Source organism: Peribacillus sp. BM1 (genome assembly GCF_056679975.1).
Genome location: NZ_CM155259.1, coordinates 3,815,848 through 3,839,717 on the forward strand (window position 1 = coordinate 3,815,848; position 23,870 = coordinate 3,839,717).

A 23,870-nucleotide genomic window follows, 5' to 3' on the forward strand; every position below is an offset into this window, starting at 1 on the left:
CCATCATATAGTGAAACTTCCATCAGTGCGGGTTTTCTCCCTCCCCCATCCCCATTGATGGTTAGTCCCGATCTACTGTCGCTATGATCTTCGCTTTCGTCTCGACCAATCGATAGTACGAACCCGATTGGTTCACCTATACCTTTGGAAACCACAAAGCTAAGTTTCCCTATAGCTCAACAATCGGGCTGTTACGGGCATTGGTCCCCTACCTCATAAGCTTTTAGGTGGGGGGCTTACTGCCCCATTAATGCGAAAAAAACGATAGATAGTAGATGTAGAGTCACTCTTTTAGACAGTCTCTTAATCCTCCATTCAAGATAGGACTGTATCGATTATAGGTACTTCACAAATTCAGCTACTGGTTTACGGTACCCTCGTGGCTTTCTACTCTGGATTTTTTCTTTGCCAATCGCAATCATTAGAACTGGTTCGTATTGATCTGATATAGATAATAATTGCTTTAACTGATCTGGATCAAATCCGATCATTGGGCAAGTATCCCATCCCTTACTTTTGGCTGCCAACATAAACAACATCGCTGATAAAGAAGCATTTCGAATCGCTTCCTCTCGTTGAAATACTTCCCCTCTGCTTTCATAGAGAGACATGACATCTTGAACTTCATGATCATATTCTTGTTTACTCAACATACCTAACATAAGAAGGCCTTCATAAATACGTGCAGCATCTTTAAATGCTTCTTTATCGCCCAATACGATAATAACAGCTGAAGCTGTCCCTACTTTGTATTGGCCATTGGTTGCCTTTTTGACACCTTCCTTCACTTCTGGATCCATCACGACTAGATAATTCGTATGTTGTAAATTGAATGCAGATGGTCCCATTTTTACTAGCTCAAAAATTTCATTGAGTTCTTTTGCCGTAATCGGATAATTGTCTAAAAAATTATGTACCGAACGCCTCTCTCTTACTAACTGATCAAATGCTTCCATATAAAACCCCTCCGATTTTTACAATACTTCCTAAGGCTTACTATATTAGATCGTACATTTTTAATCATTTGAATTCATTTATTTTTAATTGATTCATTATTAATTAAAGATAATAATATCGTGTCTTTTACTACCTGTCAACAAACACAGATTAAAAAGGAAATGAAGATTTGTCAGCAAAACAGTTTTCATTGAGAGGGCTTTCAATATTGTAATCGGCATCTACATAATAGTAAAAGGGTCAGTATCCACATTAATATACAGTTTATCGTGTTATAAACACTAATTAATACTGTATATAATGGTAGATTCTGACCCTTTTTTTAATGGCTTATCGATTAATAGTCTTTTTAGGTGTTTTCAAAAGATGCCTAATACTGCATCTCTTTTAATTCTTCGCTAATTTCGTTGCTACCTTTTTATCGGACGGTTTTCTTGCTATTGTATCTTCCGCTTGTTTGGCCCTTTTTATAAAGAAAGCCAGAATTAGAGCAACACCAGCAATACCAACAGTCACTAAGAAAGCATCATTAATTCCTTCTAACATTGCTTGCATCATAATTTGTTGTTTCATCTCTGCAGCTTGTGCAACTGATGGTTGCCCAACCACATTTTTCATTGCATTTGCAGCTAACTCAGTCGCATGCGTTTGGGCACGATTCGACATAATCGTTACCAATAATGCCGTACCAATGGCGCCAGATACTTGTTGCATTGTATTGTTCATTGCTGTCCCGTGTGGGTAATAGCGCGCTGGTAATTGATTTAAACCATTCGTCGAAACTGGCATCATCACCATAGACATCCCAAACATCCGGGCTGAGTATAAAACCATTAAGTACGTATAAGACGTATCAAGAGTTAACTTACTGAAATAATAACTCGTGATTGTAGTAATCGCTAAACCAATGACGGCTAATATACGTCCACCGAACTTGTCAAATAACTTCCCATTAATTGGTGACATGATGGCCATCAAGATCGCCCCCGGCAACAACATTAACCCTGCATCCATAGGAGATATTCCACGAATCGTTTGGACATAAATAGGGAGTAGTATCATAGCCGAAAACATAGCCATCGTAATCGTCATCGAAATAGCCGATGATAAAGCAAACATTGGATATTTATAGATTCTAAATTCAAGCATAGGTCTTTCTAATTTAAACTGACGTAAAATAAACGAAACCAATGCAACGACTCCAATGATTAGTGTTCCGTATACATACGGACTATCCCAGCCTTTTGAACCAGCAGAACTAAAACCATATAGTAACCCGCCAAATCCTAGACTGGATAGAAGAACCGAAAATAGATCTAGACGGATATCCACTTTTTCCTTTTTATCTTTAAGCAAGAAACCACCAATCAAAAGAACAATAACAGCAATCGGTGTCACAAAATGAAATAGCATTCTCCAGTCATAGTGTTCAATGATCCAACCTGATAAAGTCGGACCAATGGCTGGAGCCCCCATTAAAACTAATCCGAATACTCCCATGGCAGCTCCCCTTTTTTCCACAGGAAAGCTCGTTAACATGACATTCATTAACAACGGCATCATGATTGCAGAACCAGAAGCTTGAACCATTCTACCGATTAATAAAAGTGGAAATGCATGGGCAAATCCAGCGAGAATCGTACCGAGCGTGAATAAAGCCATCGCTATTAAGAAAAGACGGCGTACAGAATATTTTTGAATTAAAAAAGCCGTAGTTGGAATCAAAATCCCGTTTACTAACATAAAACCGGTACTCAACCACTGCACAGTCGATGTGTCCACATTTAAGTCTTTCATAATTGAAGGCAATGCGATATTTAGTAAAGTATTATTTAAAAAAGCTATAAAAGCACCAATCATCAGTACGGCAAGCATTCCGTACGGTGGACGATCAGTCCTTTTCATTGTATGATCCATTCTTTTTCCCCCTGTGAACTAGCTGTTCATTTTTTTGTACTTATGTTCCGATTACACATTATATAACAACCGTTCAAGTTTTGCAATTCTAAAATAACCTAGTCATTACTAGATTAAACTGTAGAAGTGGTTTTTATACAGTTCGTTCATATGTACAAACTGGTGATATCTTATGAAGTATGTAGCTAAGGATCGTAAAGGTTTTGTAGTAAATGCTGGAGATCATTTCTTGAATAAATGATACGTCCATCAGTGGGGAGTTACTGCCCTTTAATGCGGAATAAATATCAAAGTAGAATTTTTTTAAGAACTCTTTAAAACATTGGTTTCCGTTGGTGCCATTCTGATACGTTGCACTAAAATGCTCCTATTATGGCATCCATTTTATCAACATAAAAGGCGCTAGCTTCTTTACATGTACCTGGAATAATTTATTCCAAGTACATCGATAAGAAACTAACACCTTATAGAAAACCATACAAATGCCTTTATTTACAATTAGTTTTTAGGAGCTTTTTCCCAATCAGCAGCAAATTTCTCAATGCCTTGATCTGTAAGTGGGTGTTTAGTAAGTTGCTCAATAACACTGTATGGAATTGTCGCGATATGAGCACCAGCCATTGCTACACGAGTTACGTGATCTGGATGACGAACAGAAGCAGCAATGATTTGTGAATCTAATTGATGAACGCGGAATAGTTCAGCGATTTTCGCTACCAATTGAACACCATCTTCAGAAATATCATCTAAACGTCCTAAGAATGGTGATACATAAGCAGCACCAGCACGAGCTGCTAAAAGTGCTTGGTTTACAGTGAAAATAAGAGTTACGTTAACTTTAACACCTTTTTCTGCAAGATAACGAGTCGTTTCTAGGCCAGCTAAAGTCATCGGAACTTTGATTGTTACCTTCTTATCCCCACCATTGATTTTGATCAATTCCTCTGCTTCTGCGATCATTTCTTCAGCAGAAACGGCAGCAGGAGTTACTTCTGCAGATACAGATTCAACAACTGGTACAGCTTTTAGGATTTCTTCAATACGATCTTCGAATTTAACGCCTTCTTTAGCAACTAAAGATGGATTTGTTGTTACGCCAGAAAGAACGCCAACTTTATACGCTTTTTTAATATCCTCAAGATTCGCAGTATCGATAAAAAATTTCATTATAAATTACCCCCGTATTTTCATATAAATTATTTTCTGTGGAAAAGGGCGGGGTTTCTAAAAAACCAGCTCCACACCGCCACTTTCATAAGGTGATACAGTTTTTAGAACCTAACCTCGTTTACCGTTAGACTTTAAGGCAGACCCTCATGGATGTTTTGTTGTTGCTTTCTTACTTCTTCTCTACAGCATGTCCACCAAACTCATTGCGGAGTGCTGAGACAACTTTCCCTGTAAACGTATCCTCATCTAATGAGCGATAACGCATTAACAAGGACATCGCAATGACTGGTGTCGCCATTTGAAGGTCTAAAGCTGTTTCGAGCGTCCATTTACCTTCGCCTGAAGAATGCATGACCCCTTTGATATCATCAAGTTTTGCATCTTTAGAGAAAGCATTTTCTGTCAATTCCATTAACCATGATCGAATAACAGATCCGTTGTTCCAAACCCTTGCAACTTTTTCATAATCATAGTCAAATTCACTTTTTTCTAGAATCTCAAATCCTTCACCAATGGCAGCCATCATTCCGTATTCAATCCCGTTATGAACCATTTTCAGGAAATGCCCTCCGCCTGCTTTACCTGTGAAAATATAGCCATTTTCTACAGAGGTATCACGGAAAATTGGTTCAACGATCGACCATGCTTCCGCATCGCCACCTACCATATAATTGGCACCATTACGCGCACCCTCCATACCGCCAGAAGTACCTGCGTCTAAGAAGTTTACCCCAATTTCTTTAAAGTAATTATAGCGGCGAATAGATTCCTTATAATGAGAGTTACCAGCTTCAATCACAATATCTCCAGGTTCAAGGAAAGGTTTCACTTCATCGATTACTGAATCAACAACAGAATGAGGGACCATAATCCAAAGAACCCTAGGTTTGTCTAAATTTTCAACAAGTTCTTGATAGCTAGATGTTCCCGTTGCACCAAAGTTTTTCATTTCTTGAACTGCTGTGGGATTTACATCAAATGCTACTACTTCATGGTTGTGATCCAATAAATTTTGACCGATATTTAACCCCATTTTCCCTAAACCGATTAATCCGACTTTCATGATGACGCCTCCTAAGATAGTACAAGCATATATATATAAATCTCACGCTTTCTAATTTCCTTCTTTGACCATTTAATCAATTCGCTCAATTAGAAAACGCAGATTTATTATCATTCATGTGCAAATTCTTGATTAAGAATTTAGCAATTCTTTTGAGATCTTCACAACGTTCTCAGTAGTAAAGCCGAAGTATTCCAATACAGATGCTCCGCTACCAGATGCTCCGAATGTGTCAATCGATAAGATTCTTCCTTCATGGCCTACAAAACGTTCCCAGCCAAGAGAAATACCCATTTCTAATGCAACACGTTTCGTAACGGAAGCCGGTAATACTTGTTGTTGGTATTCTTTTGATTGGCTATTGAAAAGCTCCCAACTTGGGATTGCCACAACACGAACCGATACATTTTCTTTTTCAAGTTCTTGCTTAGCACTAGCAGCAAGCGATACTTCAGATCCTGTAGCCAGTAAAATAAGATCTGGATTTTCATTTGTTTCCGTTAGTACGTATGCACCTTTAGACAGATTCTCAATATTGCCTTTTGTTTCTTCAAACACAGGCAAGTTTTGTCGGCTTAGAACTAACGCAACTGGACCATCCACGTTTTGTAATGCATATGCCCATGCACTTGCTGTTTCATTGGCGTCACTTGGACGGATCACTGTAAGGCCAGGGATCGCACGAAGAGCCGTCAATTGTTCGATTGGTTCATGTGTTGGACCATCTTCTCCTACCGCAACGGAATCATGTGTAAACACATATGTTACTGGAAGTTTTGATATTGCAGCTAAACGGATAGATGGACGTAAGTAATCATTGAAGACAAAGAATGTACTTACAAATGGTTTTACGCCACCGTGAAGAGCCATCCCGTTACCTGCTGCGCCCATCGCGTGTTCACGAACACCGAAGTACACATTTCGGCCAGCAAATGATTCAACAGCAAATTTCGCTTCGCCTTTAATATCTGTCATCGTAGAGCCAGACAGATCAGCACTACCGCCAAAGATTGAAGGAACAGTCTTAACGAAGTAGTTAATTGCTTGTCCGCTTGCCACTCGAGTTGAAACTTCTTTATCCGTGTCAAAAGTTAAAATGTCTTGTGCTTCAATTAGCACTTTTCCATCAATCGCATCGGAAAGTTCATTTGCCAATTCTGGACAAGCTTCTTTGTAAGCTGCAAATAATGTATTCCATTGTTCTTCTTTTTTGCCACCAGCTTGTTTTAACTCTGCAAAATGAGCTTTTACTTCTTCAGGTACGTAGAAATCTTCTTCATAATTCCAGTCATACGCTAATTTTGTTGCTTTCGCTTCTTCTGCACCAAGTGGGTTACCATGTGCTTTATTCGTTCCAGCAACTTTCGGGCTACCGAAGCCAATAATCGTTCTAATTTCAATTAAAGTTGGTTGATCTGGATTTTGTTTTGCTTCTTCAATCGCCTTTGTGATTGCTTCAACATCGTTTCCATCTTCTACTCGCAAATACTGCCAATTAACAGATTCCGCACGTTTTTTTGTATCTTCACTATATGAAAGGTTTAATTCTCCGTCTAGAGAAATTTCGTTTGAATCATATAATGCGATTAATTTCCCTAGTTTCATATGACCTGCCATAGACATCGCTTCATACGCTACACCTTCCATTAAGTCACCATCACCTACTAATGCATACGTAAAGTGATCCACTACTGGGAAGTCTTTTTGATTAAACTTTGCTGCTAAATGTGCTTCTGCCATCGCCATCCCAACTGAAGTCGCAATTCCTTGACCTAATGGACCTGTTGTTGCTTCAACACCGTCTGTATGGCCCACTTCTGGGTGACCTGGTGTTTTACTGTTAAGCTTACGGAAGTTTTTTAAATCCTCGATAGAAACGTCATAGCCTGTTAAATGAAGTAAGCTATATAATAAACTTGAACCATGTCCTGCTGATAGGACGAAACGATCACGATTAAACCATTTTGAATGTGCAGGATTATGAGCTAAATGATTGGCCCATAAAGCATAAGCCATTGGCGCTGCACCCATAGGTAGTCCAGGATGTCCTGAATTTGCACTGTTTATTGCATCGATTGATAGAGTACGAATCGTATTAACGGCTAAAGTTTCAATATTATGTGTCATTTTATTATCCCCCTGAATGATCTTTTATTTGTTAAACAAGTACAGCTTCCTTTTTTGAGTCAACAGTTTCTTCATCTAACCACCATTTAAAACCGGTGTTTTGTAATAATTGATCTGCTTCTTTTGGCCCGTAAGATCCGGACTCATAATGTGTGAGTGGCACAGAGCCTTCAGAAAAGGCGTCGATAATAGGTTGTACCCATTCCCAAGCCAATTCTACTTCATTCCAATGGGCAAAGAAGGTGGAATCACCACGAAAAGCATCATAGATGAGTCTTTCATAGGCTTCAGGTACATCTTTTTGATCGGAAGTAAAATCCACTTTTATAGGTTCGATTTCCCCATTTAATGGGTTTTTACTATTTAATTGTAAGGTTACATTTTCATTTGGATTGACTTCAATGATTAAGAGGTTCGGAGCCACTTTCTCATTTTGGTCCTTATAAAGTTCTTTTGAAGTGTCTTTAAATTCAATGACAATCCGGGTAGACTTTTCTTTCATTCGTTTGCCTGTTCTAATATAGAACGGCACGCCACTCCAAAATGAACTATCAATCCAAAGCTCAGCAGCAATGAAGGTGTCATTCATAGAAGTAGAATTAATTCCTGGCTCCTCTAAATAACTTTTCACCGATTTCCCGCCAATTTCCCCTGACGTATATTGACCACGTATGACGTGTAATCCAACCTCTTCTTTTTTTAATGGGCGAAGAGATTCCATTACTTTTCTTTTTTCATTACGTATGTCACTTGCGCTGATTCGGTTTGGTTGGTGCATCGCTGTCATCATTAACATTTGTAACATATGATTTTGAAACATATCTCTAAGTGCACCTGATTTATCATAATAGCCTGCTCGTTCCTCAACCCCAACCGTTTCACTCGCTGTTATTTGTACATTTGCGATGTGTTGATTGTTCCAAAGCGTTTGCAAAACTGGGTTTGCAAATTCTAAGGCTTCTAGGTTTTGAACCATTGGCTTACCAAGATAATGGTCAATTCGATATATTTCTTCTTCCTCAAACGCTTTCGTTAAGTTTGCATTTAAGAGGCGTGCAGATTCTAAATCATGACCAAAAGGTTTTTCAATAATCAGACGTTTCCAACCCTTTGTAGAACCTAATCCGCTTTCTTTTATATTCAAAGCAATAAGATCGAAAAACTCTGGACCAACAGAAAGATAAAACATTCTATTTTCAGGAATATGTAATTCCTTTTCTCTCTGTTCAACTAGGTCACGTAATGATTGATAGTCTTCAATCTTCGTTGCATCAAATTGGCTATAGCGAAAAGCACTAAGAAAATCTGCTAAACTAGTTTCATCATCTATTATACTTCTAGAAAAGGTTTGCAAAGATTGTTTCACATAGGTTTGTAAATCACTATCTGACATCTCTTTCCTTCCTACAGCGATGATGGAGATTTTTTGAGGCATTTTTTGATTTGCATATAAATTATACAAAGCAGGGAAAATTTTCCTCTTCGCCAAATCCCCCGTTGATCCGAATAAAACAAAGGTCATGGACTCCATCCCTTTATTCCCCCTTAATTAACAAAAACATGATTGATATCTTTGTACCAGGTTATAGTTCATCAAGAATAATTTACCAGGTACTCTTTATTATGTGAGTTACTTTATATAACCATGTTATACCTTGGATCATTTATAGTCAAGTAATTTGTGTCTACTTTGTGAACTAAGTTCAAGCAGTTCCATGATGTATTTTTCAAAACAACACCTAAAATAATACACAAAAGGCATCACATAATCAATTTGTTATTTTTTTGTAAACTATTAACAATAAATTTCGTTTTAGTAACCACTGAGAAACGCCGACTTCCTATTTCTCATGAGCATTTTTTATCACGATACTTTTTTCAGCGTTTAAAGTAATCACAGCATCTGCCATCTGATTAAACAAGCCATTTTCAACAACACCTGGAATCAAATTAAGTTTGTGTTCTAATGAGATGGGATCAAGTATATCGGGAAACTTTGCGTCAATGACATAATTCCCATTATCAGACCTGTAGGGAGTTCCATTGCTATAGCGGATTGTCGTTTCCGCTCCTAATAAACGAATCTGTTTATTTGTCATTTCCACTCCAAACGGGACTACTTCAATCGGGAGAGGAAACGCTCCTAAATGGTTTACAACTTTAGCTGGATCAGCAACGACAATAAATTTCTTTGCAGCTCTAGCGATAATCTTCTCTCTCAAGAGCGCTCCGCCGCCTCCTTTTATAAGATTTAATTGCGGATCCACTTCATCTGCCCCATCAATCGCTACATCAATATAATCAATCTCGTTTATGTTAGCGAGAGGAATTCCACATTCGTTTGCTAGTTTTTCCGTTTGAATCGAGGTTGGGACTCCTTTTATCGAAAGACCTTCTTTCATTAATTGCCCAAGTTTAATAATCGTATAATAAACGGTCGAACCAGTGCCCAGCCCCACAGTCATGCCATCTTTTACAAATTCAACTGCTTTTTCACCAACGATTTTTTTTTCAATCACCGTTCTCGCTCCTTACATCATGTTTTCAGCAATGCCTTGTACCACTTTAAGAAATTAACTTTCGCTGGATAATTCCTTTGACCACTGTCGTATCGTTTTTTTAAGTACATTCTCCACTATACATTTTTCAAATATATTTTCCAGTATAATTGTGTGTTTGAAACGATAAAAAAGAGAACAGCACCTTTTAGTTGTCATATTAATTAGAATATACCAATTACATTAATAATAACATAGTAATTTTATATAACCTATTTTTCTGTTACACTTGTTTACTAAAATCGATAATAATGGCATTAAACATACATTTAAAAAGTATTATGTGTTATCATATGGTTACATAGAATATAATTTATTATTGTTCAAAAATATTATTAGTTACTATTTGTTCCCTTTGTAATTTAGAATACACTAAAGATATGAGGTGAGAAAATATGATTGAGGCAAAACAAGAAGATAAGCTATGTGAAAAAGTAGAACAGTCCTATCACTTATTAGGGAAAAAATGGATAGGTCTTATTCTCTACACTTTGAAGGATGAGCCAAAAAGATTTAGTGAAATTGCTACTTATATCCCTAACTTGAGTAAGCGAGTCCTAAATGAACGAATTAAAGAGCTTGAGGACAGCGGCATTGTTATTCGTAATGTGATTGCAGATCGCCCGATTCGGACTGAATACTCTTTAACTAAAAAAGGGACCGAATTATCGAAAGCGCTTACTTCATTTGAAAATTGGGCTGAAAAATGGCTATAACGAACGGGTAGCATCTTCTTATTGGATAAGGAGATGTTTTTTCAGCTGTAAAAATCCACTCATAACTTATTCCTTGATTCCACTCACACTTTTTTCGTTTAATCCACTTCTGCCTTCCGTCTCATCCCCATGCTGCTATCACGATAAAAACAGCGAACGGCTAACATCCCATTCGCTGTTTTTTTACTTAACTTAATACAACTTTTTCAAGAAGACTGCTATCAAAGGAATCTCCCTTTAACATGTCAATTTCGAATTTGTATGGAGCTTTCTTATTTTTCTTATCTTCACCAACAAATGGTGTTTCAAGAATCTTTGGAATCTCCGTTAATTGTGGGTGATGAACGATATAGCGCAACGCTTCAAAACCGATATGGCCAAAGCCAATGTTTTCATGGCGGTCTTTACGCGCGCCGCGTTCGTTTTTACTGTCATTGATGTGTAACACCTTTAAGCGATCAAGGCCAACGATTTTATCGAATTCATTTAAAACGCCGTCAAAATCTTCGATAATATTATACCCAGCATCGTGGATATGACATGTATCAAGGGTAACAGATAATTTATCATGAAGGGCAACACCGTCGAATATCATCGCTAGCTCTTCAAAGCTTCTACCACATTCAGTACCTTTTCCTGCCATTGTTTCTAGTGCAACTTGCACCTCTTGATCGGAAATGAGCACTTCATTTAAGCCTTCAATAATTTGTTTGATGCCAACTTCCGGTCCAGCGCCAACATGTGCACCAGGGTGAAGCACAATTTGTTTCGCTCCAAGTGCTGCCGTTCGTTCAATTTCACTTCGTAAGAAATTCACACCTAGCTCAAAGGTTGCCGGATTTTGCGAGTTTCCGATGTTAATGATATATGGGGCATGAACGACAATATCAGTAATCCCATGCTCTGCCATATGGTGCTTGCCTGCTTCAATATTCAACTCTTCAATCTTCTTACGCCTCGTATTTTGCGGGGCGCCCGTATAGATCATAAACGTATTCGAACCATAAGAAACGGCTTCCTCGCTCGCTCCAAGCAACATGCTTTTCCCGCTCATCGAGACATGTGATCCTATTTTCATCATCGTATCCTCCTAACCTTTATTCCGGTTTAACAGGCTATAATACCCCACTGAAGGAAGTTTCACTTTATTTTATTTCTTTCTTTGTAAGCGACGCTCACGTTTTTTGAAATTTTCAACTTCGCGTTGAACTTTCTTTTTATAGCCCGGCTTGACTTTATTCGGTTTTTTTACCATCGTTTTCGCTTTTTCGTCGATTTCGTTTCCTTGTTTTTTCCGTTGTTTTCGTTTATTACGAGCATCGATTTCCACCCAATCACCATTTACGATATCCGTATCATGGAAAGTGATTCCTAATTTCTCCAATCGGTTTAATGCATCCTCGTCAGAAACATCATAGATCGTAGCAGCGATTCCGGAATAGCCAGCACGTGCTGTTCTCCCTGTTCGATGGATATAGAAGTCAAGATCTGATGGTAGTTCAAAGTTAATAATGTGAGAAACACCTTCAATATCAATCCCACGAGCCGCTAAATCAGTCGCAACAATGTATTGGTAGTCCAAGTCATTAATTTGCTTCATCATTTTCTTACGATCACGTGGTGAAAGATCACCGTGAATTCTGCCGACTTTTAATCCCTTTTCAATAAGAGCATCCGCAACGGTGTCTGCCATTTTTTTCGTGTTGGTAAATATAATCGCTAAGTACGGATTATATTTCACAACTAAGTCGTGTAACAACTGTGTTTTATTACGATGACGCAATGGCACGAGGACATGTTCAATTTTCACTGCAGCTGCCTGCTTTGGATCAACTTGGACATGCTTCGGATTATTCATATATTTTTTCATAAATGGCTTTAATTTCTCAGGAATGGTTGCTGAAAAGAGCAGCATTTGAATATGCTGTGCCATTTTCGATGCAAATTTGTCAACATCTTCTATAAAGCCCATATCGAGCATTAGGTCTGCTTCATCGACAACAAGCGTATCAGCAGTGAAAACGCGGAGTGCTTGGTCCGCTACTAAATCCTTAATTCTTCCTGGTGTACCAATCACAAGCTGTGGTTGTGTTTTTAACTTGTCAATTGTGCGTTGCTTATCCGTCCCACCAATAAAACAGCGAACTAAAAGAGGTGATTCCTCTGGAAAATGCTCAGCAATCTTAAGAGCTTCTTTATAAATTTGGTTGGCAAGCTCACGTGTTGGTGCTGCAATAATCGCTTGCACTTCTTCTTTTGTGCTATCAAGTTTGTTCATAATTGGTAGTAAATACGCATGAGTTTTCCCCGTACCTGTTTGCGATTGACCAATTAAACTTGTCCCTTTTAGAACAGCCGGAATTACACGCTCTTGTATTTCCGTCGGTTTATCAAAACCTAATGCCTCCACGGCCTCTATCATATAGCTTTGCAACTTAAATCGTTCAAAATTGTTTTGCTTCATCTAAAAACTCCTTTAAATCGTCAGGCTTTCTAATCTTCATCAGAACCTTGACATATCTATTTATTATAGTTTAAGAGTGGTGTAATACGCAAGTATGCGTATATTATTTCATAATAATGATGAGTCAAATGGAAACGAACTATTCAGTTTATACATACACTTTTCATATACAATCCAAAACAGATAACCTTTTTCCTTCTTATGCATAATTTATATGGAACACACATCGGGGGAAGTTTTTTAGAAAGGAGTGACAATATGCCTCCAAATAGAATGTTCGGGCAAGGTCCAGGATTCGGGCATGGACATGGGAACGGTAATCCGCAATCCTTCAGAGGCCAGAATGGATTTTCTGGGCCAGCTAGATTTGCCCCTCCACAGGCTAGAAATGGTATGAATCCCGGATTCGGATTTGGGCAAGGTCAGAGAAATCAGCAGCAACAGCCGACTTCATCGGGCGGACTATTATCCAAGTTATTAGGTAAAAATAAAAATAAAGCTCCTAGTAACCCATTCGCCCCTCCATCTGCTGCCGGTCAAGCAACAAGAGGAGGGGCAGCAGCGGCTGGCGCAGGTGCCGGTGGAATTCTGGAAACGCTAAAAAACCCAGGTGCCCTTTCAGGCATGTTAGCAAACACACAAAAAGTCTTACAAGCAGCCGAACAAGTGACACCGATGATTCAACAATATGGTCCAATCGTTAAGAGTATCCCGTCCATGTGGAAGATTTATCAAGGTTTGAAAAGCTCAGGATCGACTGATTCAACTGAAGAAACACCAAAGGAAACAGTGGAAAATACAACACCCGTAGAAGAGAACACAGCTATCACAGAGGAAACAGTTCCCGAAAAGAAACCGCGCAAAAAAAGAACAACACAAGGTGATTCGAGTCCTAAATTATATATCTAATCTGAATGCAGATCCTCTCTGCATTCTTTTTCATTACTTTAGCTTTTAATGCATTTCAAAAAGCAGGATAAAGTGAAACTTCTATCAGTGGGGGTTTTCTTCATCCCCCACCGATTGTTAGTCTCGTTCTACTGTCGATTGGTTCAACTAAATCTCTGCGCAACTCTCGGCAAGTTTCACTGTATCTCACCAATCGGGCTTTTACTTCAAAAAGCGAGAAGACTGCCCAGCCCCGACAAGCATAGGATGGAATACGGCGTGGCGTAGTTTGCCACAGAGTATTACAGCTTATGACCTCAGACGGGCTAGGAGCAGCCGCAACTAGATTGGGCAGTTATCCACCTACGCTTCCTCGGTTCCTCTAAAGCCTTGAGGCGGGGGTCTTGACTTTCCGTTAATGCGGGAGAAATAAAACTGAGAAGTTGGATGAGCAATCTCTCCCCTTCCCTTATGCTATTAATATGAGAGGCCAAAGCTTGTACAAATCATTCATGATTTTGGATGCCATCCATAAGCTTTTTACCGCTTTTTTTGAACACCCTCTTTTCATATACCAACATTCTTTGTAATATCTCGTAACCTCTTATATACTATATAGTGTATCCATGGATTTCTTTTTCCATATAAGGAGGAACCACATTGAAAGTAATTAAAATATCACCGCGCGGCTATTGCTATGGCGTTGTCGATGCTATGGTTATCGCTCGGAATGCGGCTTTAGATAAAACATTACCACGTCCAATTTATATACTAGGCATGATTGTTCATAATAAACATGTGACAGATGCTTTTGAAGCAGATGGAATCATTACGCTTGACGGAAATAATCGGAAGGAAATTCTTGAAAAAGTGGATGGTGGTACTGTTATTTTCACTGCCCATGGCGTCTCACCTGAAATTAGAAAATTAGCTTCAGAAAAAGGACTTGTAAGCATTGATGCGACTTGTCCAGATGTTACCGTTACTCACGATTTAATCCGGGAGAAAACGTCTGTTGGCTATCAAATTATTTATATCGGGAAAAAGAATCATCCAGAACCCGAGGGAGCGCTTGGCGTTGCACCAGATATGGTTCATTTGGTTGAATCGGCTGCAGATGTAGAGAAATTAACACTAAAAGACGATAAAATCATTGTTACGAACCAAACAACAATGAGCCAATGGGATGTTGTCGAAATTATGGACAAAGTGAAAGAGAAATATCCACATTGCGAAGTGCACAAAGAAATCTGCATGGCGACCCAAGTGCGTCAAGAAGCCGTTGCTAAGCAAGCTGGTGAAGCCGACGTGCTGATTGTTGTCGGAGACCCTAAAAGTAATAACTCCAATCGCCTTGCACAAGTATCCATTGAGATTGCTGACACACAAGCGTATCGAATCGCTGATCTTTCTGAGCTTCAGTTAGACTGGCTAAAGGATGCCAAAACAGTTGGAGTAACTTCAGGTGCATCCACTCCAACACCGATTACGAAAGAAGTCATTACATTTTTAGAAAATTACGATCCAGAAGATGAGTCCACTTGGGATACGACAAAGAAAGTACCATTAACGAAAATCTTGCCGAAAATCAAACAAAAGTCTTAAGGTAATTGTCAAAGCAAAAGGGTCAGACCCCACACCTACTAATATCGTTTATTTGGAGAATAAGTGAGTCAATAAACGGTGTATAGTTTGTGAGGTCAGACCCTTTTTTAGATAAATGTAAATGGATCCGTATGAATGGCAGAGGCGATGAATTCAACAGCAAGTCCTTTTGCATCACAGCGAGCAGCCATGACGTTTGCTACTCCCTTTTTCATGACCTTTTCCACGTTATGTCCTGGATCAACAATGTTTAATCCCATCGCTTTTGCATCGTGCGCGATATGATAATACATATCACCCGTTACATATACATCGGCACCTTTGAATAACGCTTGGGTGAAATACTTATTTCCATCTCCACCTAGAACTGCGACTTTTTTTACCAATGCCTGACGGTCTCCTACCATGCGGACCATATCAACTTCGAGTGTTTTCTTCACATGACCCGCAAATTGCTCGAGTGTCATTTCTTCCTTCAATGTACCAACCCTACCGAGACCCAATACTTCCCCAGTGTTTTCTAGCTCATATAGATCATAAGCAGGCTCTTCATAAGGATGAGCTTTAAACAAAGCCGAGAGAAGTTTTCGCTCAATGGTTTCAGGATAGATCGTTTCAATACGTACCTCAGCAACACTTTCGTTGATTCCTTTTGAACCGATCGTCGGATTACTTCCCTCTTGCGGTAAAAATCTGCCTGTTCCTTCCATCGAAAACGAACAAGCACTATAGTTGCCAATCGCACCTGCTCCAGCTGTTCCGATTGCTTCTCTCACTATATCCGCAGCATCAACTGGAACATACACAGCAAGTTTCTTCAACTTCACTTCATGTGTAGGAACAAGCACTTCAGTCTGTTGCAACTCTAATGCGTTGGCCAATAAATCATTCACTCCGCCTTTTGCGACATCCAAATTGGTATGTGCGGCATAGACTGCGATGTCATGCTTAATTAATTTTTCAATTACTTGACCACTTGTTTCCGTCAGATCAATTTTTTTCAATGGACGGAAAATGAATGGATGATGCGCAATAATAAGCTCGGCCCCAGCCTCGATTGCTTCATCAACCACTTCCGGTACTACATCAAGTGCCACCAATACTTTTGTTACAGGCCTTTTCAAACTGCCGATTTGGAGGCCAATCGGATCGTTTTCCATAGCTGCGTATCGCTTTGGTGAAAACTGTTCAAATAATTCAATGATTTGGTGACCATTTGCCGTTTTCATATCCCTAATTCCTCCTCCACCTTTTGAATTTGATCCATTAATTCCTGACGCTTACTACTTGTTTTCGCATGCTGACTTTTTTCATCCATCTCTCTGATAATTCTTTGCCAATGTTCCTTTTCTAGCTGCCATTTTTTCAAAAATACTTCATGACGCTGTGCCATTAAAAATGGTCCAAAAAGCAGAGCGGATTCAGCATGATTTGCATAAGGCTTGGCAGGTATTCCTCGCTCGGCAATTAATATTTCATAAATTTTCCCATCTTCTTCGAGAATTTCTTCATTCACCAATTCCCAATCATTTTCAAGCAGCCAGTTACGGACAATATTTGAACCGACATTCGGCTGAAGAACAAGCCTTTTTACGGTACCAAGCTTATCTTTCCCATTTTCAAGAATAGACGAAATTAATATTCCACCCATCCCGGCAATCGTGATGCATGTCGCCTCATTAGGGACCAACACATCAAGACCATTTCCTAATCGTACATCTATTTGACCTTCTAATTCCGTCTGTTTCACTTGTTTTTTTGCCGATTGAAAGGGTCCTTCGACAACTTCTCCCGCAATTGCTTTTACGGTGATCCCTTTCTGCACTGCGTAACAAGGCAAATACGCATGATCTGATCCAATATCAGCCAACACGCTTCCTTTTGGTATATATGTAGCAACTCGCTCTAATCTCATCGATAGTTTTTCATGATTCATGTTATCATCTCTCTTTTCAATTTACGTCCAAGCTAGATTGGCATCGTACATAAATTATAACAAAAATTGATAAGAACTGCGATTATAAGAAAAGCTATCATCGATCCTTAATTACTTAAAATACGGATATCTGACGAGATCATCATTCTTTTAATATTGATGAAGAACGTTGTATTTTAAAAGATTGTTCAAAAAGTCCGGTAAAAAAGCTTGCGAATTTCTTCGTCGTGAATTTTTGACCTTCTGTTAAAATCGCGCACATCCATTGCCAGTGCGGTCCTCGCTACATAAGTGCAAGGTTTGAGACAATGCGCTCGCAGAACTTCCCGGCTCTTTTATCCCCCTTTTTGAACACGCACTTTAAGCATTAGGATTTTACTTTGTTTATCATGTAAGTATACCAATAAATTGAAACTTCCATTAGTGAGTTTTTATTCCCTACCTATTTTTTCTCGGTTCTCTAAACAAAGATTGAGGCGGGGTATTATAGCCGGTTAAACCGGTATAAATGCTTCATTCATTTATCTTTGACACTTTTAATACTCAACGAATATAATTGTTACCATCAAATAAAGTTTCCTTAACGAAACTTTATGAGTTAGACGAAAAGGAGGTTGCAAACATCATGGCTAATTCGAAGGGACTGTCAAAATCCGCTTCTCATTCATTACGAGGAGATGCTAAAGGAATAAAACGATTGCTGCCTTTTTTAGGTCCTGCTTTCATTGCAGCTGTCGCATATATTGATCCTGGAAATTATGCTACAAATATAGCAGCCGGTTCGAAATATGGATACACCTTACTATGGGTCATTTTCGCTTCTAATTTAATGGCTGCATTAATTCAAACAATGTCAGCTAAATTAGGAATCGCCACTGGGAAAAATCTCGCGGAGGTATCCCGGGAGCGATTTTCAAAAAAAACTTCCATTATGTTATGGATACAAGCTGAAATTGTTATTATGGCTACTGACTTAGCTGAATTTATCGGTGCCGCTCTTGGCCTCTATTTACTTTTTGACCTTCCACTTATAACGTCTGCGATCATTGCCGCTATAGGATCATTTGCTATTTTAGAAATTCAAAGAAGAGGTGTCCGTACATTAGAAGCAGTTATTACAGGAATGATTTTTGTGGTTGTGATTGCATTTGGTATTCAAGTCTTTTTTGCACAACCTGATTCTTCTGCTGTTCTTTCCGGACTCTTTACACCTAAATTTGAAAATGTAGATAGCATTTTATTATCTGCTGGAATGCTTGGAGCTACTGTCATGCCACATGCTATTTATTTACATTCTGCCTTAACACAAAATAGAATTGTCGGCAAAAATGATATTGAGCGGAAAAAGATCTTTCGTTTCGAGTTTGTTGATGTCATGATTGCCATGCTTATTGCTGGCGCAATCAATGCTAGTATGTTAATTGTATCTGCGGCTCTTTTTCATAAAAATGGTTTATTCGTCGAGGATTTAGATGTGGCGTTTAATCAATTTAGCCTATTACTAGGTCCTTCTGTAGCGATATTTTTTGGAATTGGATTATTATCGGCAGGACTTTCAAGTTCTTCTATTGGTACAATGACGGGCGATGTCGTCATGCAGGGTTTTATCAAAAGGAGAATACCGATCTATTTAAGGAGAATTATTACGATGATTCCACCGTTAGCGATCATTATGATGGGGGTTAACCCGTCTAAAGCTCTCGTTATGAGCCAAGTGGTCCTTTCCTTTGGAATTGCGTTTGCTTTAGTGCCATTAATTATGTTTACAAGTAACCAAAAAATTATGGGTAATCTTACAAACCACCGAATAACGACGATTAGTGCTTGGTGTGTCGCTGTATTAATTATTTGTCTTAATTTATTCTTGTTGTATTCTACCTTATTTGGCTAAGTTGAATTGTTACATGATTACACGAAACCATCAATGCCCAAAACTACTCCTAGTCAAAAGAGCAAATCCCAAAAGTTTTATTGGGATCTGCTCTTTTTCAATTTGATGCATCATTAATTTTTTCGTCTATGTTCTATTTACACAGAATTCGCTGCATATGAGTTGGTTCATCTAAGTGAATTCGTCAAAATTCTTGTCTTATGAGCAAATTCCTAAAAACAGCAGCACCCCTAATAGAAATGCTGCTACTCGCTTACATTATTTCAAACCGTGAATAAATTCTGCCATCGCATCTATATTGTCTGCTGGAATCAATCCGCCTGGCATTGCGCCTTTACCGTTCGTGATGATGTCTTTGACTTCATCCACTGATAAATGATCGGCTACGCCGGCTAATTTAGGACCCATTCCACCTTCATAGTTTCCTCCATGACAACCGATACAACTATTGGTTTTATACAGTTCCTCTGGTGAAGCAGCAACTTGCTCCCCTGCTTTTTCGCTACCGCCTTCTTTTTCCTCAGCGATGTTTTTCGCATCACCAAGCCCCTTGAAAGAAAGCATGAACATCAAGCCAATTCCAAATACCATAATAAGAATAAACGGAATAACTGGATTGCGTTTCATAGAATTACCTCCCTATGTATTACTATTCTATTCATAATAAATAAATATACAAGCATCTTTAGTTTACTAGAAAAAAGAAATAAGGAAAAGACCTAAACCCGAATAACTTATATAATTTCTTATTTAAGGCAAATTTATCCTGATTCTAATAAAACACTTGTGAATTTTTAGAAAAATTCTGATAGAATATTTCCCATTTTCAAAAAATACTGTATAATTTAGCTACAAAGTAGAGAATTACTGTTAATCCCAAAATTCCCGAAACTAGGAAATAAGGCAATTTCATCTTTTTACCTAAAACAAACCAAATCGCACAATTGACGAGTAAAAGTATATATAGGACGATTGCTTGTCCAGAAGCCATGTACTTAGCTGTTTGGAGCGTCGCTAACAGTAAAACAATCATAGAACCAATGAGTGGAAACTGATAGTGGATATTTTTCTTATAAAATAATATGGTACAGCTAATTAGGGATAAAAGTAAAAAATAGGTCAGACCCATTTGCAAACCAACAGCAAATTGAGTAAAATAATTCAAAAATAGAGTAAAAAATAAAAGGAGTACTACGATGCCATACAGATAATTTGCTGTTTTTCTTGAAGTTGTCCTAGTTGAGTTGGTAGATTTCACTTCTTCACCGCCGCTGTAAAGCACGAGTAAATAATCACAATAGTGTTCTGGCAGTAATCTGTTCCTTTTCCAGTAAATAATTTCTTGGATAATGATTTTCTTTCGCGTTTCGTTCATATACGCACATCCTAAAGCAAACGTTTATTAACTATATCGGCAGATTAAATACACTTTTTAGCCCGAGCGCCAATATGTGCTAGAAAACACAATAAAGGTCAGACCTTCCATCTACTATATATCGTTTAGATGACACAATAAACGGTATAAATAGTGTTAGGTCAGACCCTAGGTTTTAAAAAGTTTACTTGATGGGATATCCTATTCTAAGAAGTCTTTCAAACGTTTGCTTCGGCTTGGGTGTCTTAGTTTTCGCAGTGCCTTAGCTTCGATTTGGCGAATACGTTCTCTCGTAACACCAAATACTTTGCCGACTTCTTCAAGTGTGCGTGTACGCCCATCATCAAGACCAAAACGAAGACGAAGTACGTTTTCTTCACGGTCTGTGAGTGTATCAAGAACATCCTCAAGCTGTTCTTTCAATAGCTCGTAGGCCGCATGCTCAGAAGGAGATGTCGCATCTTGATCTTCAATGAAGTCACCTAAATGGGAATCATCTTCTTCGCCGATTGGCGTTTCTAATGATACTGGCTCTTGTGCAATTTTCAAGATTTCACGAACTTTTTCAGGAGTCAGATCCATGTCTTCAGCAATTTCTTCAGGAGAAGGTTCACGGCCAAGATCCTGAAGCAATTGTCTTTGAACACGAATTAACTTATTGATCGTCTCAACCATGTGCACAGGAATCCGAATTGTACGTGCTTGGTCTGCAATCGCACGAGTAATGGCTTGGCGGATCCACCATGTGGCATACGTACTGAATTTGAATCCTTTACGATAATCAAACTTTTCAACGGCTTTAATTAGACCCATGTTTCCTTCTTGAATAAGATCTAAGAAGAGCATTCCTCGTCCTACATAACGTTTAGCAATACTTACTACTAGTCGAAGGTTCGCTTCAGCTAAACGGCGTTTTGCTTCTTCATCGCCTTCTTCGATACGTTCTGCAAGGGCAACTTCTTCTACGGCAGATAATAAATCCACTCGGCCGATTTCTTTCAAATACATGCGGACAGGGTCGTTAATCTTCACACCAGGTGGTACACTTAAATCATTTAAATCAAATTCTTCTTCTTTTTGTAGTTCTTTTTCATTTGGGTCATCGTCATCTTCTTCCTCACCATCAGTAAGAATTTCGACACCATGCTCACCTAAAAATTCGTAGAACTCATCCATATGATCTGAATCCAGTTCAAAGCTTCCAAGTCGCGCTGCAATCTTCTCAAGGGATAATGACCCTTTCTTCTTCCCTAACTCAAGCAGTTGTTCTTTCACCTGATCTAAATTCAAATCATTATTGTCAACCTCTTTGGAACGTGCTGATTTTTCAGCCATCTGTTCCCCTCCTTCCAAGACTTACACAAGTCAACCAACTATAATAATTTTCGTAATTGAATAATTTCCATACCAATCTGTGCCGCTTTAAGATGGTCACTGCGGCGTTCTGCTTCTTTTCGTTCTGCTTCTTTTTCTTTTATCATTAACATCTTTTCATATTTCAACACTTGATTTAGGTAATCTGTCAGTTCTTTGTCGGTAACTTCCTCATTCACTGACATCATTTCTATTTCAGAAACAATTCTTCTCAAGTTTTGATCAGGCAGGTATGTTAAGAAAAAACTCGCATCTGGCTCGTGCCCGTCTTCATAAAATGCATATAAATACGTAATGATCGCTTGATGTTCATCTACATGAAAAACGGTTGTTCCGAGCATTGCTTGAATTTTTGCGGTAATTTCCCTACTTTTTAACATATGAGCAATCATCATTCGTTCAGCGTTATAATGAGCGGGCCTAAGCTTTCGCTCATATTGTAAAGAATTCATTTTGACAGGAGCAGGAGAGGCGACATTCCCTTTCTTTTTTTCAGAGAAAAAAACTTGCCTTTGCTGCTGCTCTAATGCATCCAATGATAGGGAGAATTCAGAAGAGAGTTGACGCAAATAATGATCTCTTTCAACCGGATTTGCAAGCTTGGAAATCTCCTGTAATATATCTTCAATATATTGAATGCGATCTCCTTCATTGTTTAAGTTTTTTCCTTTGCGAAGGAAAAGCATTTTAAAAGCCATATGTGTTAAACTGGCCCCTATTACTTCAGAATTAAAGCTTTTTTCGCCATATTTCTTTATGTAGTCATCGGGGTCAAGTTGATCAGGCATGACGGCTACCTTAACTTGAAATCCGCTTTGAAGAAGCATATTTAGTGACCTATTTGCCGCATTCATGCCAGCAGAGTCTGAATCATAACAAATCAAAACTTGGTCGGTATTCCGCTTTAGCATTTGAATATGCTGTTCAGTCAAAGAAGTACCCATTGTTGCGACCGATTGTTCAACGCCTGCACGGACAGCAGAAATGCAATCCGCAAACCCTTCAAATATGACAACTTGTTCTTTCTTCCGAATATGTGGCCTTGCAGTATGAAAATTATACAAAATCTGACTTTTATTAAATACCGGTGTTTCGGGACTATTTAAATATTTCGGCTCATCCTGACCTAGAGCCCTCCCTGAAAATGCAACCGTATTGCTTTGATGATCCGTGATAGGAAACATGATTCGATTCCGAAAACGATCAAAGTAGGTACCATCTCTTTCTCGCAAAATGGTTAACCCTGCTTTTTCTAAAAGCTCTGGCTCATATCCCCTTTTCGTGAGAAATTTATAAACAAAGTCCCATGAATCCAAAGAATAGCCTATTTGGAATTTTTCAATAGCTTCTTCCGTAAATCCCCGTTGAAGTAAATATTCTAATGCGTCTTGTCCTTCTTTTGTATTAACAAGGAGATGATGATAGAATTTTTTCAAAAGATCATGTGCTTCAATAATCTGTTTAGATTCAACAGGCATTTGAGGACGGGATGTTTCTTGGTTTATTTCGACATCTAATGGGATATTTCCTTTTTCGGCAATCTTTTTGGCGGCTTCGATAAAGTTATAGCCTTCGATATCCATTAAAAAGGTAAACACATTGCCGCCTGCCCCACAGCCAAAGCAATGAAAGATTTGCTTGTCTTGTGATACTGAAAAGGAAGGGGTGCTTTCACCGTGAAACGGACAAAGGCCGAAATAATTTCGCCCTTGTTTTTTTAGCTGGACGTATTCGCCAATTAAATCGACGATATCCACAGCTTCTCGGATTTGATTTAATTTTTCATCTTCTATTCGGGCATTCGCCATATTTTCACCTTACAATTCGGT

Annotated in this window: 19 protein-coding genes and 1 pseudogene; 5 read left to right on the forward strand and 15 right to left on the reverse strand. The window is 38.7% G+C overall.

The window, feature by feature from the left end:
* Positions 1-335 precede the first annotated feature (335 nt).
* The 6 genes from AC1MGI_RS18350 to zwf form a co-directional block, all read right to left on the reverse strand.
* Positions 336-956 carry a nitroreductase family protein gene (locus AC1MGI_RS18350; protein WP_480346835.1) on the reverse strand — a complete coding sequence of 207 codons (621 nt, stop codon included), beginning with the start codon at positions 954-956 and terminating at the stop codon, positions 336-338.
* 388 nt (positions 957-1,344) lie between these two features.
* Positions 1,345-2,874, reverse strand: a complete 1,530-nt coding sequence (locus AC1MGI_RS18355) for a DHA2 family efflux MFS transporter permease subunit (protein ID WP_480346837.1) — start codon at positions 2,872-2,874, stop codon at positions 1,345-1,347.
* 498 nt (positions 2,875-3,372) lie between these two features.
* Positions 3,373-4,041, reverse strand: coding sequence for a fructose-6-phosphate aldolase (gene fsa / locus AC1MGI_RS18360; protein WP_062177972.1), 669 nt, complete (start codon positions 4,039-4,041; stop codon positions 3,373-3,375).
* A gap of 172 nt (positions 4,042-4,213) precedes the next feature.
* The gene (gene gnd, locus AC1MGI_RS18365; RefSeq protein WP_062177967.1) at positions 4,214-5,107 is read right to left on the reverse strand and encodes a phosphogluconate dehydrogenase (NAD(+)-dependent, decarboxylating); all 894 of its coding nucleotides are present in this window, start codon (positions 5,105-5,107) and stop codon (positions 4,214-4,216) included.
* 132 nt (positions 5,108-5,239) lie between these two features.
* On the reverse strand, positions 5,240-7,234 hold the full coding sequence (gene tkt / locus AC1MGI_RS18370; protein WP_480346839.1) for a transketolase: 1,995 nt from the start codon (positions 7,232-7,234) through the stop codon (positions 5,240-5,242).
* A gap of 31 nt (positions 7,235-7,265) precedes the next feature.
* A complete protein-coding gene (gene zwf / locus AC1MGI_RS18375) occupies positions 7,266-8,723 on the reverse strand; it encodes a glucose-6-phosphate dehydrogenase (RefSeq protein WP_480349869.1) in 1,458 nt (485 codons plus the stop codon).
* Between zwf and AC1MGI_RS18380 the strand changes: the two are divergent.
* Positions 8,698-8,787: pseudogene (locus tag AC1MGI_RS18380) on the forward strand (hypothetical protein); the annotation flags it as partial. The gene zwf and the pseudogene AC1MGI_RS18380 overlap by 26 nt on opposite strands.
* A 288-nt stretch (positions 8,788-9,075) precedes the next feature.
* Here AC1MGI_RS18380 and rpiA read toward each other — a convergent pair.
* Positions 9,076-9,753 (reverse strand): ribose-5-phosphate isomerase RpiA, encoded by a 678-nt coding sequence (gene rpiA, locus AC1MGI_RS18385; RefSeq protein WP_480346840.1) that lies wholly within the window; start codon positions 9,751-9,753, stop codon positions 9,076-9,078.
* Between the two features lie 434 nt (positions 9,754-10,187).
* Between rpiA and AC1MGI_RS18390 the strand changes: the two genes are divergently transcribed.
* Positions 10,188-10,508, forward strand: a complete 321-nt coding sequence (locus AC1MGI_RS18390; protein WP_480346842.1) for a winged helix-turn-helix transcriptional regulator — start codon at positions 10,188-10,190, stop codon at positions 10,506-10,508.
* A gap of 187 nt (positions 10,509-10,695) precedes the next feature.
* Here AC1MGI_RS18390 and AC1MGI_RS18395 read toward each other — a convergent pair whose 3' ends face one another.
* A complete protein-coding gene (locus AC1MGI_RS18395) occupies positions 10,696-11,589 on the reverse strand; it encodes a deoxyribonuclease IV (protein ID WP_480346844.1) in 894 nt (297 codons plus the stop codon).
* A 69-nt stretch (positions 11,590-11,658) separates the two neighbouring features.
* Positions 11,659-12,972 carry a DEAD/DEAH box helicase gene (locus AC1MGI_RS18400; protein ID WP_480346846.1) on the reverse strand — a complete coding sequence of 438 codons (1,314 nt, stop codon included), beginning with the start codon at positions 12,970-12,972 and terminating at the stop codon, positions 11,659-11,661.
* A gap of 258 nt (positions 12,973-13,230) precedes the next feature.
* On the opposite strand from AC1MGI_RS18400, the gene vrrA reads away from it, so the two are divergent.
* Both vrrA and AC1MGI_RS18410 read left to right on the forward strand, forming a co-directional pair.
* Positions 13,231-13,881, forward strand: a complete 651-nt coding sequence (vrrA, locus tag AC1MGI_RS18405) for a VrrA/YqfQ family protein (protein WP_480346847.1) — start codon at positions 13,231-13,233, stop codon at positions 13,879-13,881.
* Positions 13,882-14,520: 639 nt separating this feature from the next.
* Positions 14,521-15,465, forward strand: coding sequence for a 4-hydroxy-3-methylbut-2-enyl diphosphate reductase (locus AC1MGI_RS18410; RefSeq protein WP_480346849.1), 945 nt, complete (start codon positions 14,521-14,523; stop codon positions 15,463-15,465).
* 107 nt (positions 15,466-15,572) lie between these two features.
* Here the strand turns inward: AC1MGI_RS18410 and AC1MGI_RS18415 are convergent, their stop codons facing one another.
* Positions 15,573-16,694, reverse strand: coding sequence for a Nif3-like dinuclear metal center hexameric protein (locus AC1MGI_RS18415; protein WP_480346850.1), 1,122 nt, complete (start codon positions 16,692-16,694; stop codon positions 15,573-15,575).
* Positions 16,691-17,401, reverse strand: a complete 711-nt coding sequence (locus tag AC1MGI_RS18420) for a tRNA (adenine(22)-N(1))-methyltransferase (RefSeq protein WP_480346852.1) — start codon at positions 17,399-17,401, stop codon at positions 16,691-16,693. Before AC1MGI_RS18420 ends, AC1MGI_RS18415 begins: the two co-directional genes overlap by 4 nt.
* A gap of 625 nt (positions 17,402-18,026) precedes the next feature.
* On the opposite strand from AC1MGI_RS18420, the gene AC1MGI_RS18425 reads away from it, so the two are divergent.
* A complete protein-coding gene (locus tag AC1MGI_RS18425; RefSeq protein WP_480346854.1) occupies positions 18,027-19,292 on the forward strand; it encodes an Nramp family divalent metal transporter in 1,266 nt (421 codons plus the stop codon).
* Positions 19,293-19,550: 258 nt separating this feature from the next.
* Here AC1MGI_RS18425 and cccA read toward each other — a convergent pair whose 3' ends face one another.
* The 4 genes from cccA to dnaG form a co-directional block, all read right to left on the reverse strand.
* Entirely contained in the window at positions 19,551-19,919 is a 369-nt protein-coding gene (cccA, locus tag AC1MGI_RS18430; RefSeq protein WP_062177929.1) for a cytochrome c550, read from the reverse strand.
* Between the two features lie 199 nt (positions 19,920-20,118).
* The gene (locus tag AC1MGI_RS18435; RefSeq protein ID WP_480346856.1) at positions 20,119-20,667 is read right to left on the reverse strand and encodes a hypothetical protein; all 549 of its coding nucleotides are present in this window, start codon (positions 20,665-20,667) and stop codon (positions 20,119-20,121) included.
* 201 nt (positions 20,668-20,868) lie between these two features.
* The gene (gene rpoD / locus AC1MGI_RS18440; RefSeq protein ID WP_062177924.1) at positions 20,869-22,002 is read right to left on the reverse strand and encodes an RNA polymerase sigma factor RpoD; all 1,134 of its coding nucleotides are present in this window, start codon (positions 22,000-22,002) and stop codon (positions 20,869-20,871) included.
* Positions 22,003-22,040: 38 nt separating this feature from the next.
* Entirely contained in the window at positions 22,041-23,849 is a 1,809-nt protein-coding gene (gene dnaG / locus AC1MGI_RS18445) for a DNA primase (protein WP_480346858.1), read from the reverse strand.
* Between the last annotated feature and the right edge of the window lie 21 nt (positions 23,850-23,870).